At 70.6% G+C, this 14,164-nt stretch carries 14 protein-coding genes; 3 read left to right on the top strand and 11 right to left on the bottom strand.

Annotated features, from left to right (window positions below; genetic code table 11):
• Window positions 1-17: 17 nt before the first annotated feature.
• Window positions 18-500, bottom strand: a complete 483-nt coding sequence (locus IIE03_RS05595; RefSeq protein WP_192861750.1) for a CarD family transcriptional regulator — start codon at window positions 498-500, stop codon at window positions 18-20.
• A 385-nt stretch (window positions 501-885) separates the two neighbouring features.
• On the opposite strand from IIE03_RS05595, the gene IIE03_RS05590 reads away from it, so the two are divergent.
• Both IIE03_RS05590 and IIE03_RS05585 read left to right on the top strand, forming a co-directional pair.
• The gene (locus IIE03_RS05590) at window positions 886-1,488 is read left to right on the top strand and encodes a hypothetical protein (protein WP_192861749.1); all 603 of its coding nucleotides are present in this window, start codon (window positions 886-888) and stop codon (window positions 1,486-1,488) included.
• A gap of 148 nt (window positions 1,489-1,636) precedes the next feature.
• Window positions 1,637-2,173: a septum formation family protein gene (locus tag IIE03_RS05585; protein ID WP_192861748.1), complete on the top strand. Its 537-nt coding sequence runs from the start codon at window positions 1,637-1,639 to the stop codon at window positions 2,171-2,173.
• 155 nt (window positions 2,174-2,328) lie between these two features.
• On the opposite strand, the gene pstB is transcribed toward IIE03_RS05585, so the two are convergent.
• From pstB to IIE03_RS05550, 7 genes are all read right to left on the bottom strand, one after another.
• Window positions 2,329-3,108, bottom strand: coding sequence for a phosphate ABC transporter ATP-binding protein PstB (gene pstB, locus IIE03_RS05580; RefSeq protein ID WP_192861747.1), 780 nt, complete (start codon window positions 3,106-3,108; stop codon window positions 2,329-2,331).
• 46 nt (window positions 3,109-3,154) lie between these two features.
• Window positions 3,155-4,099: a phosphate ABC transporter permease PstA gene (gene pstA, locus IIE03_RS05575; protein ID WP_192861746.1), complete on the bottom strand. Its 945-nt coding sequence runs from the start codon at window positions 4,097-4,099 to the stop codon at window positions 3,155-3,157.
• A complete protein-coding gene (gene pstC / locus IIE03_RS05570) occupies window positions 4,099-5,115 on the bottom strand; it encodes a phosphate ABC transporter permease subunit PstC (protein WP_192861745.1) in 1,017 nt (338 codons plus the stop codon). The genes pstA and pstC overlap by 1 nt, the downstream gene beginning before the upstream one ends.
• A gap of 132 nt (window positions 5,116-5,247) precedes the next feature.
• The gene (locus IIE03_RS05565; RefSeq protein WP_318842819.1) at window positions 5,248-6,354 is read right to left on the bottom strand and encodes a phosphate ABC transporter substrate-binding protein PstS; all 1,107 of its coding nucleotides are present in this window, start codon (window positions 6,352-6,354) and stop codon (window positions 5,248-5,250) included.
• A 268-nt stretch (window positions 6,355-6,622) separates the two neighbouring features.
• Window positions 6,623-7,720, bottom strand: a complete 1,098-nt coding sequence (gene pstS, locus IIE03_RS05560; protein WP_192861743.1) for a phosphate ABC transporter substrate-binding protein PstS — start codon at window positions 7,718-7,720, stop codon at window positions 6,623-6,625.
• A gap of 233 nt (window positions 7,721-7,953) precedes the next feature.
• The gene (locus IIE03_RS05555) at window positions 7,954-8,652 is read right to left on the bottom strand and encodes a response regulator (RefSeq protein ID WP_192861742.1); all 699 of its coding nucleotides are present in this window, start codon (window positions 8,650-8,652) and stop codon (window positions 7,954-7,956) included.
• A complete protein-coding gene (locus IIE03_RS05550; RefSeq protein ID WP_192861741.1) occupies window positions 8,649-9,878 on the bottom strand; it encodes a sensor histidine kinase in 1,230 nt (409 codons plus the stop codon). Before IIE03_RS05550 ends, IIE03_RS05555 begins: the two co-directional genes overlap by 4 nt.
• Window positions 9,879-10,090: 212 nt before the next feature.
• Here IIE03_RS05550 and phoU point away from each other — a divergent pair, with 212 nt between their 5' ends.
• Complete coding sequence (phoU, locus tag IIE03_RS05545; protein WP_192861740.1) at window positions 10,091-10,753, top strand: phosphate signaling complex protein PhoU; 663 nt, start codon at window positions 10,091-10,093, stop codon at window positions 10,751-10,753.
• Window positions 10,754-10,793: 40 nt separating this feature from the next.
• Here the strand turns inward: phoU and IIE03_RS05540 are convergent, their stop codons facing one another.
• Genes IIE03_RS05540 through IIE03_RS05530 form a run of 3 tightly spaced genes read right to left on the bottom strand, consistent with a single transcriptional unit; the run spans window position 10,794 to window position 14,097 of the window.
• Window positions 10,794-11,531, bottom strand: a complete 738-nt coding sequence (locus tag IIE03_RS05540; protein WP_192861739.1) for a phosphoglyceromutase — start codon at window positions 11,529-11,531, stop codon at window positions 10,794-10,796.
• Window positions 11,528-12,973, bottom strand: coding sequence for a glycosyltransferase (locus tag IIE03_RS05535; protein WP_192861738.1), 1,446 nt, complete (start codon window positions 12,971-12,973; stop codon window positions 11,528-11,530). Before IIE03_RS05535 ends, IIE03_RS05540 begins: the two co-directional genes overlap by 4 nt.
• A complete protein-coding gene (locus IIE03_RS05530; RefSeq protein WP_192861737.1) occupies window positions 12,973-14,097 on the bottom strand; it encodes a lactonase family protein in 1,125 nt (374 codons plus the stop codon). The genes IIE03_RS05535 and IIE03_RS05530 overlap by 1 nt, the downstream gene beginning before the upstream one ends.
• Window positions 14,098-14,164: the final 67 nt, after the last annotated feature.

Genomic DNA, 14,164 nt, shown 5'->3' with positions numbered 1-14,164 from the left:
TGCGGGGTCGAGGCTGATCAGCCGGCGAGAACCTCGTCGAGGATGGCCTCGGCCTTCTCCTCCTCGGTCTTCTCCGCCAGCGCGAGCTCGGAGATCAGGATCTGACGGGCCTTGGCGAGCATGCGCTTCTCTCCCGCGGAGAGGCCCCGATCGGCATCGCGACGGGAAAGGTCCCGCACGACCTCGGCGACCTTGATCACGTCACCGGACGCCAGCTTCTCGAGGTTCGCCTTGTACCGCCGCGACCAGTTGGTGGGTTCCTCCGTGTACGGCGCGCGCAGCACCTCGAAGACTCGCTCGAGGCCCTCCTGGCCGACGACATCGCGCACCCCGACGAGGTCGACGTTCTCCGCCGGGACCTCGATCGTCAGATCGCCCTGGGCGACCTTGAGCTTGAGGTACATCTTCTCCTCGCCCCGGATCTTGCGGGTCTTGACCTCCTCGATCAGCGCCGCGCCGTGGTGCGGGTAGACAACAGTCTCGCCTACTGTGAACGTCATCTGCAGATGTCCCCTTTCCAGGACACAAGGTTACCACGTTGCGGCCCCCGGTTTTCTTGACCTGACCGGGTTCGGAAGCCGCGCTGACGTTGACGTCTGCGCAGGTCAGCGGGCGAATTTTCAGGACTGCAGCACACCTTTGCCCTGTCGGACCAGATCCTTCGTATCGATCCGATCACCCACTCTTGACCTAATTTTTGATGCGCACAGAATGGCCGCCGCCCATTTCTCTCCATCAGTGGCGCCGAGCCCGCCGTCGTCGTCCGGGAGCCGGTGACACACACCACTGATCTCCTCGCGCCGGCGACGTCCCCCGCGGCACCGCGGCGGCCGCGGACCACTAGGATGTTGGCTGATCCACCGCCTGACCTCCAGGGAGTAGACCGTGTCCCGTCGCACCACCGCCCACCGACGCGCCCGCACCGTCGCGGTCGCGGCCGTCACCGCGGCGGGTGCCGCCCTCCTGTCGGCATGCGCCCCCACCACCACCGCGCTCGACTACTCGCCGTCCGACGGCGTCATGGTGTCCGTGGGTGCGCAGGACGGCGAGGAGTTCACCGACCTGCGCGGGCTCAACCTCATGGTGGTGTCCGCGGAGGAAGGGGCGCCCGGCACCCTGCTCGGCGCGCTCACGAACGGCACGCGGACGGACGCGACGTTCACCCTCGCGCCCGAGGGAGCCACGCCGCTCGTGTTCGACGTCGGCGCGGGGGACACCCTCTACCTGGGCGGCGAGTCCGGCGAGACGGTCCTGCTCGACGTCGTCACCGCCATGCCGGGATCCAGCGTGCCGACGGTCCTCGAGGCGGGCGGCGAGTCCCAGAGCTTCGACCTGCCGGTCCTCAACGGCGAACTCGCCGAGTACGCGGCCTACGTGCCCAGCCCGGCGCCCGCGGGGTCCGCGTCCCCGGAGACCTCACCGTCCCCGCAGACCTCGCCGTCCCCCGAGACGTCCGCGTCGCCGGAGGGCACGACGACCGACGAGTGAGCGGGCTCGCGGGCGTCGCCGCGCGCCGGACACGCGCGGTGATCTTGCTCGCCCTCGACTTCCCTGGTCGATAGGGTCCTGTCGGGCGATCCGTCCAGGCTCCCCCTCCCCGCCCGACGCGGGGGCGACCCCCCGAAAGGCTCGAAGTTTGCTTCTGCGCACCAAGTCCCCCGCCGCCCGCCGTGTCCGCGCCACCACCGCCGTCGTCGGCGCCGCCCTGGTCGCCGGCCTCCTCTCCGGCTGCTCGGCGATCGACGGCTTCCTGGACGGGAGCTCCGACGAAGCCCCGCGCGACGAGAACGGCGAGATCACCGAGGCGTCCGATGCCGACGCGATGGCCGTGGAGATCGGGGACTGCCTCGACGTCACCGCGCTCGAGAACCAGGCCACGTTCACGGATCTCCCCGTCATGCCGTGCGACGAGGAGCACACCGGCGAGATCTACGCCGAGAAGGACCTGGCCAACGGCGAGTACCCCGGCGAGAAGGACGTGACGGACGAGGCCGACGCGTTCTGCGAGAGCGAGTTCGAGGCGTTCGTCGGCCTGCCGTACGCGGACTCCGAGCTCTACTTCTGGTCGTTCTACCCGACCGAGGAAAGCTGGGAGCAGGAGGACCGCACGATCCAGTGCGTCGTGCAGTCGGAGGAGCCGGTGACCGAGACGCTGGAGGGCGTCGAGAGGTAGCGCCCGAAGGCCCCCAGGGATCGAGGATCCCTGGGGGCCTTCCGCACGTTCACGCCCACCGCACCGGTCCCGGGCCGCCGGAAGCGTAGCGACGGCGCCCGCAGGCGAGGAACGAGCCGAGGACGACGGAGCCCGGCGGCTCCGGAAGACACAGGTCAGCCGAAGCGGCCCGAGACGTAGTCCTCGGTGGCCTGCTCCGACGGGGAGCTGAAGATCGTGGCCGTGTCGTCCATCTCGATGAGCTTTCCCGGCTTGCCCGTGCCGGCGATGTTGAAGAACGCCGTCCGGTCGCTCACGCGGGCTGCCTGCTGCATGTTGTGCGTGACGATGACGATCGTGTAGTCCTTCTTCAGTTCCTGGATGAGGTCCTCGATCGCCAGCGTGGAGATCGGGTCCAGGGCGGAGCACGGCTCGTCCATGAGGACCACCTGCGGCTTCACCGCGATGGTGCGGGCGATGCACAGGCGCTGCTGCTGACCGCCGGACAGGCCCGAGCCGGGCTTCTCGAGGCGGTCCTTCACCTCGTTCCAGAGGTTCGCCCCCCGGAGGGAGGACTCCACCAGGTCGTCGGCGTCGGACTTGGAGATCCTGCGGTTGTTCAGCTTCACGCCGGCCAGGACGTTGTCCCGGATCGACATGGTGGGGAACGGGTTCGGCCGCTGGAACACCATCCCGATGTTCCGGCGCACCGCCACCGGGTCGACGTCGGGCCCGTACAGGTCGACGCCCTCGAGTTCCACGCTGCCGTCCACGTACGCGCCGGGGATGACCTCGTGCATGCGGTTGAGCGTGCGGATGAAGGTCGACTTGCCGCAGCCGGACGGCCCGATGAAGGCCGTCACGGAGCGCGGCTCGATGGTCATCGAGACGCCCTCGACCGCGAGGAAGTCGCCGTAGTAGATGTTGACGTCCTTGACGTCGATGCGCTGGGCCATGGAGAAGATCCTTCGTTGTGCGCCGGGCGAGGTGAGGTCCTGCGCGTCAGCGCAGCTTCGGGGCGAACCACCGGTTGACGAGGCGACCCGCGATGTTGAGGAGCATGACGACGACGATGAGAACGAGCGCCGCGCCCCACGCGTTCTGGTTCGAGATGTCCACGATGCAGTTGAGCTGGTCTTCCCGACACGTCGCCGGGCCCTGACTGTACTGTCGGTAGATGAACACGGGCAGAGTCGTCATCCGCCCTTCGAACGCGTTGAGGTTGATCGAGTCGGTGATGCCCACCGCGACGAGCAACGGCGCGGTCTCACCGATGACGCGGGCGACGGCCAGCAGGATCCCGGTCGTCAGGCCGGCCACCGAGGTGCGCAGGACCACGCGGACGATCGTCAGCCACTTGGGCACACCGAGCGCGTACGACGCCTCGCGCAGTTCGTTCGGGACGAGCTTGAGCATCTCCTCGCAGGAGCGGACGACCACGGGGATCATCAGCACCGACAGCGCGATCGCACCCATGATCCCGAACCGCGCTCCGGGGCCGAGGAAGATCGTCATCAGGGCGACCACGAAGAGACCCGCGACGATCGAGGGGATACCGGTCATGACGTCGACGAAGAAGGTCACCGAGCGTGCCAGGGCGCCTCGCCCGTACTCGACGAGATAGATCGCCGTGAGGAGACCGATCGGAATCGAGATCAGCGCCGCCCAGCCGGTGATGATCAGGGTGCCCATGATGGCGTGGTAGATCCCGCCGGAGGGATCGCCGCCGAAGATGCCACGCATCGAGTAGGTCAGGAAGTCGATGCTGATCCGACCGGAGCCGTTGACCAGCACCGTCCACAGCAGGGACACGAGCGGGATCATCGCGACGACGAACGCCGCCCAGATCAGCACGGTCATGAGCCGGTCCACGGACTTCCGGCGAGGCTCGGAGGACGTCAGGAGGGCGCGGGTCCGCTCCGTGGATTCCATCGTGGCGGTGCTCATCAGTTGGCTCCCGAGAATTCTTTGCGGCGCGCCACGATGGCACGGGCGATCATGTTCACGGCCATGGTGATCAGGAACAGCGCGAGACCGGTCGCGATCAGGGCGTTGACCGCCAGACCGGTGGCCTCGGCGAAGTCCAGGGCGATGTACGCCGCGATCGTCTGATGCTGCGCGCCGGCCAGGATCTGCAGCGAGTAGATGAGGAACCCGGGGCTGATGATCATCAGGACCGCCATCGTCTCACCGAGCGCCCGCCCGAGGCCGAGCATCGCCGCGGAGATCACGCCCGATCGCCCGAACGGGAGAACGGCGGTCCGGATCATCTCCCAGCGCGTGGCGCCGAGCGCGAGTGCGGCCTCCTCGTGCAGCTTGGGCGTCTGCAGGAAGACCTCGCGCGACACCGCCGTGATGATCGGCAGGATCATCACGGCGAGAACGACCGAGACCGTGGCGAGGGACTTTCCGGTCGCCGAGACGTCACCCGCGAACAGCGGGAACCATCCGAGGTTGTCACCCAGCCAGAACCAGATCGGCTTGACCACGGGCGCCAGGACCAGGAAGCCCCAGAGGCCGTAGACGACCGACGGGATCGCCGCCAGCAGGTCGACCAGGTACCCCAGGACCTGAGCCAGCCGGCGCGGTGCGTAGTGCGAGATGAAGAGGCCGATTCCCATGGCCACCGGCGTGGCGAGCGCCAGGGCGAGAACGGCGGCCAGCAGGGTGCCGAAGATCAGGGGGCCGATGAACTCCAGGAGGGACGTGCCCTCCGGATATCGTCCGACGGCGCTGGAGATCTCCTCGTCCGAGGCCGTGATCGCGGGCCATGCGCGCAGGAGCAGGAAGAGTGCCACCGCGGCGAGCGTCGCCAGGATCAGGGATCCCGCCCCGGTGGCGATCCACCGGAAGACCCTGCTGAAGCCACGCTCGGTGTCGCCACTCCTGCGGCGTCGTGCAGTCGCCCGCGAGACAGGCCCCTTCGGCGTCGCCGTGGGCTGCGGGCTGTCGGTCGTTGTCACGCGAGTTCCTCGCTACTCGTGGTCACTGCTCAATGATCGTCCATGCACGGCCGTGCCGGTGACCGCCTGACCCGCTGTCATGGGGCCAGGCGATCACCGGCAGCGGCGTCCAGCTCGGACCCTCAGCCCGGCTCAGCCGGCGGCGGAGATCGTCTCGACCGCCGTCAGGAACTCGGAGCGGAGCTCCTCGCTCACCGGGGCGGAGCCCGCGGCCGCGGTGCCCTGCTCCTGGCCCTCGTCGCTCAGGATGTAGGAGTACAGGCCCTTGACGAGCTCGGCGGTCTCCGCGTCCTCGTACGTGGTGCAGGCGATGTGGTAGGAGACCAGCACGATCGGGTACGTGCCCGGGATGTCGCGGGCCAGGTCGTAGGCCCACACGGTGTCAGCGGTGCCCTCGACGCGAGGCGACTGGGCGACCACCTCGGCCGCAGCCTCGGGGCTGTACGGGACGAACTCGTCGCCCACACCCACGGCCACGGAACCCAGCTCGCCGATCGCCGATGCGTCGGCGTAGCCGATGGTGCCCTCACCCGCGGTGATGGTGCTGACCACGCCGGAGGTGCCCTGGGCGGACTCCTGGCCCTCGACCGGCCAGACGTCCTCGACCTCGAAGTCCCAGACGTCCGGGACCACGGTGCTCAGGTACTCGACGAAGTTCTCGGTGGTACCCGAGGGGTCCGAGCGGTGCACGACGGTGATGTCCGTGTCGGGCAGCTCCACGTCGGGGTTGTCGGCGGCAATGGCCTCGTCGTCCCACGTCGTGATGTCGCCCTTGAAGATCGAGGCGATCGTCTCCGGGGTCATGTTCACGGAGTCGATGCCCTCGAGGTTGAACGCGACAGCGACCGGGCTGATGTACCCCGGGTACTCGATGACGTCGCTGCCGCAGGTCTCCTCGGCGGCGGTCATCTCGTCGTCCTCGAGCGCGGCGTCCGAGCCGATGAACGGGAAGGCGCCCGCGATGAACTGCTCGCGGCCCGTGCCGGAACCGGTCGGGTCGTAGTTCACGGTGACGTCCGGGTGCTGGCTCTGGAAGCCGGCGCGCCAGGCCTCCATGGCAGACTCCTGCGACGACGCACCGCCGCCGCTGAGCGTGCCGGAGAGCTCCATGCCGCCCTCGGTGGCCTCGGCGGTGCTGTCATCGCCGGTGTTCGGGTCGGTGCCGCAGGCGGCGAGGGTCAGCGCGAGCGCGCCGACCATGGCGGCGGAACCAGCGCGGGTGAATCGGCTGAGCTTCACGTGTCTTTCCATCCTGTTCAAAAGTTCTGGGTCGGACCTCGGCAGTCGCCGACGTCAACCGCGACGCTAGGGAGACGGGATGACCTCGCGCCCAGGTTCAAGTGAACGGAAGATGAACACTGGCGGGAGACCGCAGTGAGGTCGGACACTCCCGTTGCCCTTCCGTGACCTTTATCGGATGATGGGCGACTACGCAATTCATCCATCGCGTCCGCCAGTCGATCTCGACCTGGCGCCGCCTCGCGACCCGAGGGCTGCCGCCCCGGCGTCAGCCGAGGTAGATCGACTTCGCCGCCTCCTCGACGTTGCGCTGCACGAACTCCGAGATCGGCGCGCTGCCCGCCGCCTCCGCCGCACGCTGCTGCCCCTCGGGCGACGCGACGTAGGCGAGGAACTCCTTCACGAACCGCCCCGTGGGCTTGTCGGTGTACCGGGAGCACACGATCGCGTACGACACGAGCACCAGCGGATACGCGTAGCTCTCCGTCGTCTTCCGGTCGATCTCGTAGGCGAGGTCGTACTTGGTGCGGCCGTCGATGAGCGGTGACACGTCGACGGCGGAGGCCGCCGCCTCGGGCGTGAAGGGGACGAACTGGTTTCCCACCCGGATGGCGGCGTTGCCCAGCTCCGCCGTCCGCGACGCGTCCGCGTACGTCACGGCGCCTGGGTTCTTCCGGACGAAGTCGGTGACGCCGTCCGTTCCGTCGGCCGCCTGACCACCCTCCAACGGCCAGACGCCGTCCGCCTCGTGCGGCCACTGCTCCGGCACGACCTGCGACAGGTAGTCCGTGAAGTTTTCCGTGGTCCCGGAGTCGTCGGCACGGTGCACCGGAACGATCGCCAGGGACGGCAGGTCGGCGTCGGGGTTGTCGGCGGCGATCGCGGCGTCGTCCCATCGCGTGATCTGCCCCGTGAAGATCCTCGCGATGACCTCGGCCCGCAGGTTGAGCCGGTCGATGCCCTCGAGGTTGAAGGCCACCGAGATGGGGCTGACGTACACGGGCAGGTCGATGCCGTTCCCGCCGGCGCACACCTCCGCCGAGGCGTCGAGCTCGTCCTCCGACAGCGCGGCGTCCGAGCCGGCGAAGGCGACCTTGCCGGCCAGGAACTCCTCGCGGCCGCCGCCGGAACCGATGGCGTCGTACGAGATCTCGACCTCCGGGTGCTCCGCGGTGAAGCCCTCGATCCACGCCGCCATCGCCTTCTCCTGCGCGGAGGATCCGGATCCCGCGAACGAGCCCGCCACCTCGACGGGCACCGGCGCCACGTAGCTGCCACCCATCTGGCTGCATGCGGCAAGCGGAAGGACGAGGGCACCGGCGGCGACGATCGCGACGGCACGAGCACGGCTTCTGGGGAGGGTCATGTCTCACGACGCTAGGGACGCCAGGTGACCACCAATACAGACAAAAGCGAACGCAAGGTGAACACGGGCGGTGACCTGGCCCACGCGCCGAACCGGTCGCCGCGGGCAGCAGTACGTCGTCGGACCGTGGCCCGACGACGTGCCGGCGCGCAATCGCGCACGAGAAAGCCGCGCGGGCGCCGTCGTCACGGCGCACGCGCGGCCTCACGTCCGGCCGGTTCCCGCGTACCCGCCTACTCCTCGGTGTCCGCGAGCTTGTACCCCAGCCCGCGGACCGTGAGCAGGTAGCGCGGGGTCCCCGGGTCCGGCTCGATCTTCGAGCGGATGCGCTTCACATGCACGTCCAGCGTCTTGGTGTCGCCCACGTAGTCGGCGCCCCAGACCCGGTCGATGAGCTGCCCGCGCGTCAGCACGCGCCCCGCGTTGCGCAGCAGCAGCTCGAGCAGGTCGAACTCCTTGAGCGGCAGGGAGATGGTCTCGCCGTTCACGGTCACCGTGTGCCGCTCGACGTCCATCGTGACCGGACCGGCCTCGAGGACGCCCGCGCTGTCGTCCGCCGTCGGTTCGACGGGCTGGCGGCGGCGCAGCACCGCGCGCATCCGCGCGAGCAGCTCCCGGAACGAGTAGGGCTTGGTGACGTAGTCGTCGGCGCCGAGCTCGAGCCCGACCACCTTGTCGATCTCCGAGTCCTTCGCGGTGAGCATGATGACCGGCACGTCGCCGCGAGCGCGCAGCTCCCGGCACACCTCCGTGCCGGACAGGCCGGGGAGCATCAGGTCGAGCAGCACCAGGTCGGCCCCGTCGGCGTCGTAGGCCGCGAGCGCGGCGTTGCCGTCCGCCGCCTCGACCACCTCGAACCCCTCGCGGGCGAGCTGGTAGGTCAACGGGTCGCGGTACGACTCCTCGTCCTCGACCACCAGGATGCGCGTCACGCGCCTACCTCCTCGTTCGTCGCCACCGGGTCCGTCCCGGCTCTCGCGTCACCGGCCGCGGGTCTCGCCCCCGGCTCGGTCGTCAATGCATCGGCCTTCATTCCCGCGGAGGGAATGCGCAGGGTGAATGTCGACCCGCGGCCGGGCTCCGACCACATCGTGACGTCGCCGCCGTGATCGGCGGCGACGTGCTTGACGATGCTGAGCCCGAGACCGGTGCCGCCCGTGTCGCGGGAACGGGCCGGGTCGACCCGGTAGAAGCGCTCGAACACGCGGTCCTGCTTGCTCTCGTCGATCCCGACGCCCTGGTCCACGACGGCGATCTCGACCAGCCCGCGCCGTTCCGTGACGCCCACCCCGACACGGGTCGCGGGCCCGGAGTAGGCGACGGCGTTGTCGAGCAGGTTCCGCACGGCGGTGACCAGGAGGTTGTGGTCGCCGTAGACCACGCTGTCCAGCGCGCCGCCCGACGTGATGGCGATGTTCTTGGCCTGCGCGGCGGTCCTGGCCCGGTCCACGGCCTCGTCGATCACCGCGCGCACGGACACCGGCGTGTCCTTCTGCACGGCGCCCTGGGACTGGAGCCGGGACAGCTCGATGATCTCCTGCACGAGCTCGGACAGCCGCTGCGCCTCCCGGTGCATGCGCTCGGTGAAGCGGCGCACGGCGACCGGGTCGTCGGCGGCGTCGGCCACCGTCTCGGCCAGCAGGGCCAGCGCGCCGACCGGGGTCTTGAGCTCGTGCGAGACGTTGACGACGAAGTCGCGGCGGATCGCCTCGACGCGCGCGGCCTCGGTGCGGTCCTCGGCGAGCACGAGCACCCGGTTGCCCAGCGGCGCGACGCGGACCTGGAGCAGCACGGTGCCGCTGCCCACCGGGCCGCGCGGCAGCTCGAGTTCCTGCTCGCGGATCATTCCGTCCCGGCGCACCTGGGCCACCATGTCCCGGATCGCGGCGTGGGCGATGGCGTCGTTCCGCACCACGTTGAGCGCGTAGGCGGGGGGCGACGCGCGGATCACCTCGTCCTCGTCGTCGACCACCACCGCGGCGGAACGCAGGACGGAGAGCACACGGACGAGGCCGTCGTCGAGCTCGGCGACCGGCGCTTCCGGCCCGGAGCGCTGACGCCGGTCGGAGATACGGAACGCGAGCGTGGCGACGACGCCGACGATCACGCCGACGATGCCCGCGCCCAGCACCGAGACCCCCTGGATGAATCCGTCCACCCACCCAGAGTAGGCAGTGGCACTCCGTATACCCGACCAGGGAGCCGACTGGCCCGATTGACGTCACCAGGAGTTCATCCTGCGACGGGAAGCCGTTAACCTGAGGGTTTACGTTCGAGTGCGACGCTTGGCGTCGCGCCGGAGGAGCCGGCCGGCGTCGCGCCAACGCGGTCAGCCCGCGATGCACGGCGCACTCCTGTGGAAGGAAAGCGATGCGACAGATCTTCGAGGCCGAGCTGCGACAGGTCGGCGACGACCTCGCCGAGATGAGCCGACTCGTCGAGTCAGCGATCGGCAAGGCCGGCAAGGCGCTGAGAGAAGCGGACCTGCAGCTCGCGCAGGAGGTGATCGCCTCGGACAAGACCATCGACCAGCTCGAGGCGTCCCTCGACGAACGCTGCGTCCACCTGCTCGCCCAGCAGGCGCCGGTGGCGACGGACCTGCGCGTCATCGTCAGTGCGCTGCGCATGAGCTCGTCGCTGGAGCGCATGGGTGACCTGGCCCGGCACGTCGCACAGGTGGCGCGGGGCCGGTACCCGGCGCAGGCGATCGCGCCGGCCGCCGCCGATATCTTCACCAGGATGGACGAGGCCGCGGTGCGCGTGGCCGAGCGGACGACGCGCCTCCTCGAGACGCGCGACCTCGAGGTGGCGCAGGCGATCGAGCAGGACGACGACCTGCTGGACGAGCTGCACCAGGAGACCTTCGGCGCCCTGCTCGGCGAGGACTGGGACGGCACGGTCCAGGAGGCCGTCGACATCACCCTGGTGGGCCGCTACTACGAGCGATTCGGCGACCACGGCGTGTCGATCGCCAAGCGCGTCACGTTCCTGGTCACGGGCGACTTCCCGGAAGACCACCAGCACAACCAGTAGCGGCGGTGAGGGCGACTGCCCGGGCAGTCGCCCTCACTGCTCAGCGCCCCTGGTTCGCGACGGCCGCGATGGCGTCCTTCGCTGCCTCCGGGTCCAGGTAGGTGCCGCCCGAGGTGATCGGGACCAGCGACTCGTCGAGCTCGTAGACCAGCGGGATACCCGTCGGGATGTTCAGGCCGGCGATCGCCTCGTCGGAGATGCCGTCGAGGTGCTTGACCAGCGCGCGCAGCGAGTTGCCGTGCGCTGCCACGAGCACGGTCCTCCCTTCCTTGAGGTCCGGGACGATCTCGTCGTCCCAGTACGGCAGCGCCCGCTCGAGCACCTGCTTGAGCGCCTCCGTCCGCACCAGGGGAGCGCCCTCGTACCGGGGGTCGGCGTCCTGGCTGTACTCCGAGCCGAGCTCGATCTCCGGCGGCGGCACGTCGTACGACCGGCGCCACGTCATGAACTGCTCCTCGCCGAACTCCGCGAGGGTCTCCTTCTTGTTCTTGCCCTGCAGCGCGCCGTAGTGCCGCTCGTTGAGCCGCCAGCTGCGCTTCACCGGGATCCAGTGGCGGTCCGCGGCGTCCAGCGCGAGGTTCGCGGTCGTGATCGCGCGCCGCAGCAGCGAGGTGTGCACGACATCGGGCGCGATGCCGGCCTCGGTCAGCAGCGTGCCGCCGCGCCGGGCCTCCTCGATGCCCTTCTCGGACAGGGGAACGTCCACCCAGCCGGTGAACAGGTTCTTGGCGTTCCACTCGCTCTCGCCGTGGCGGAGCAGGACGAGCTTGTAGGTCATGCCCCCATCCTGCCCGACTCCGCGTGGTGCTTGCGTGCCGTCTCGTAGACGGCGAGGATCTCGTCGGCCGCGTGGTCCCAGCTGAATCGCGCGGCCGACGCGGCCGCCGCGCGCGCCATCCGGGTACGACGGCGGTCGTCGGCGAGCAGGTCGTGCAGCACGCGCGCCCAGTCGGTGGGCTCGTGGCCGTGCACGAGCACCCCGGACTCGCCGTCGGCCACCACCGTGCGCAGGCCACCGACCGCGGCCGCGACCACCGGCGTCCCCGACGCCAGCGCCTCCGCCGCCACGAGCCCGAACGACTCGCTGTGCGACGGGACGGCCACGAGATCCGCGGCACGGAACCAGTCGACGAGCTCGGCCTGCGGCACCGGCGGGTGCATCAGCACGTCGCCCGTCACGCCCTCCTGCCACGCGAGCGCCTCCAGCTCGCGCACGGCCGTGGCCCTGCCGCTCGCACCGCCGAGCACGACCAGGAGCGGGCGGGCCGCCCTGCCCGGCGAACCTGCCTGCCCCGCTACCCGCGGCACGGCCTGGTCGACCGCCGGACGCGACGGGCCCGCGCCGGTAGCCGCCGTCGGCGTCGTCGTCGTCGTCGGCGCCGGCGCCGGCGGCCAGGATCCCAGCGCACGGACGAGGACGTCGGGCCCCTTGAGGAGTTGCACGCGCCCGGCGAACAGCACGACCTGCCGGTCGGAGGGCAGGCCGAGGCGCTCGCGCAGCGCGCGCCGAGCCTCGGCGACCGCCGCGCGCTCCTCGTCGTCCTCCACGGGACACGAGACGGTCCGCCGCCCGGCTCCGCCCCGTCCGCCGAGCGTCACCTCGAGCGGCGCGAAGAGGCGGGTGTCCACGCCGGGCGGCACGACGTGCACGCGGGCCCGGTCGGCGGCGTACCGCACGACGAGGTCTTCGGCCTCCTGCTCCGTGCTCGCCACGAGCGCGTCCGCCTCGGCGACGACCTGCTCCTCCCCCACGACGCGCCCCATCGGCTCCGGGGTGTCCCCGGGTGCGAGCGCCGCGTTCTTCACGCGCGCCATGGTGTGCATGGAGTGCACCAGCGGAAGGTCCCAGCGCTCGGTCGCGAGCCAGCCCACCTGGCCGGACAGCCAGTAGTGGGTGTGCACGACGTCGTACCAGTCCGCGGGGCGGTGCGCCTCCGCGCGCAGCACGCCCGCCGCGAAGGCGCACAGCTGGCCGGGCAGGTCGTTCTTGTCCAGGCCCTCGTAGGGGCCGGCAGGGATGTGGATCACCTTGATCCCCGGCTCGGCGTCGACCACCTTGGGCTGCGCCGACGACGTCGCGCGCGTGTAGATCTCGACCTCGGTGCCCCGGCGCGCGAGCGCCCGCGACAGCTCCAGCACGTACACGTTCATGCCGCCCGCGTCACCCGTGCCGGGTTGTTCGAGCGGCGAGGTGTGCACGGTGATCATCGCGACGCGCATCAGGCCACCAGCACGCAGGCGGGCGGGACCGGGAACGGGAGCCGTGCGACGACCTTCCCCGTGCCGGACGCGTGGTCCACGAGCACGGAGATCAGCTCGCCGGTGTTCTGGGCGGCGACGACGATCAGGTCGTGGGCGCGCGCCGGATCGGCGACGCCGGACGGGCCGGGTCCGACGACGGCGTGGTGACGGGGCCAGGCGCCGGCGCCGAGTTCCACGTCGAGGGCGTGCCGGGCCTTCCAGCCGGCGAAGACGCGCTCGAGACGCAGCACGGCGAGCACGTCCGGGCCACGGACGCCGACGTGCACGTACCGGCCGTCGGGCGAGAGCGTCAGGTGCGACGGGAAGCCGGGACCACCGTCGGGGCCCCAGGTCGCGCCGGTGATCGCGAAGCCGTCCGCGAGGCGGTAGCGGGGCAGCGTCTGCGGGCCGAGGTCCGGGACGAGCAGGTGCAGGTGGCAGTCGAGCTCGCCGGCCACCAGGAGCGCGCCGTCGGGCAGCTCCACGAGGTGCCGGGGGCCCGCACCCGGAGGGAACGTCGCGGCGAGTTCCGAGCCCCTGCCGCTGTCCGGGGCCGCCCGATGGGTGCGGAGCTCGTCGGTACCCAGGTCCGCGACGAGCGCGGTGGCGCTGTCACCCGGGAGGTGCACGGAGTGGGCGTGCGGCCCGGCCTGCCGGTCGGGGACCGGGCCGGAGCCCTGGTTGCCGAACGACTCGTGGCTCGCGGTGGGCAGGCCGTCACCGTCGGTGGGCCATGCCGCCGCGATGCCGTCGGCGTAGTTGGCCACCCACACGTGGCTGGTGCCTGCCACGACGTGGCAGGGTTCAGAGCCGCCCGAGGCGACGGTGCGCCGCGGGACGAGCGAACCGTCGTCGTGGACGCCGAGCACGGTCAGCGACCCGGGGTCGGTCTCCCCCACGGCGTAGAGCGTGCGCCCGGAGGGGTGCGCGGCGAGGAACGAGGGCGCGGGCAGCGCGATCGCACGCCGCGGGTCGCTCAGCGCGCCGGTGACGGTGTCGACGTCGACGCGGAACACTCCCTCACCGCTACCGGGATCGGCACCGGGACGGGGATAGGTGCCGATCCACAGCGAGCGGGTGCCTGAGTCTTGCTCCGAGGTCATGGGACCAGCCTAGGGCTCGCCCCACGAGCGGATGGCGCGGGAGTCCGCGGGCGGTGGTACCGCCCCG

Origin of the sequence: Myceligenerans pegani (genome assembly GCF_014892515.1) — a bacterium.
Classification (GTDB): Bacteria; Actinomycetota; Actinomycetes; order Actinomycetales; family Cellulomonadaceae; genus Myceligenerans; species Myceligenerans pegani.
Note: the sequence above shows the minus strand (reverse complement) of the source record. Positions and strands in the feature narration are given on the sequence as shown.

Excerpts from the sequence above, each read along its gene's own strand:
- IIE03_RS05595 (WP_192861750.1), bottom strand. The coding sequence starts at position 500 with ATGACGTTCACAGTAGGCGAGACTGTTGTCTACCCGCACCACGGCGCG.
- pstB (WP_192861747.1), bottom strand. The coding sequence starts at position 3,108 with ATGGCCCAGCGCATCGACGTCAAGGACGTCAACATCTACTACGGCGAC.
- pstA (WP_192861746.1), bottom strand. The coding sequence starts at position 4,099 with ATGAGCACCGCCACGATGGAATCCACGGAGCGGACCCGCGCCCTCCTG.
- pstS (WP_192861743.1), bottom strand. The coding sequence starts at position 7,720 with ATGACCCTCCCCAGAAGCCGTGCTCGTGCCGTCGCGATCGTCGCCGCC.
- phoU (WP_192861740.1), top strand. The coding sequence starts at position 10,091 with ATGCGACAGATCTTCGAGGCCGAGCTGCGACAGGTCGGCGACGACCTC.
- IIE03_RS05540 (WP_192861739.1), bottom strand. The coding sequence starts at position 11,531 with ATGACCTACAAGCTCGTCCTGCTCCGCCACGGCGAGAGCGAGTGGAAC.
- IIE03_RS05535 (WP_192861738.1), bottom strand. The coding sequence starts at position 12,973 with ATGCGCGTCGCGATGATCACCGTGCACACCTCGCCGCTCGAACAACCC.
- IIE03_RS05530 (WP_192861737.1), bottom strand. The coding sequence starts at position 14,097 with ATGACCTCGGAGCAAGACTCAGGCACCCGCTCGCTGTGGATCGGCACC.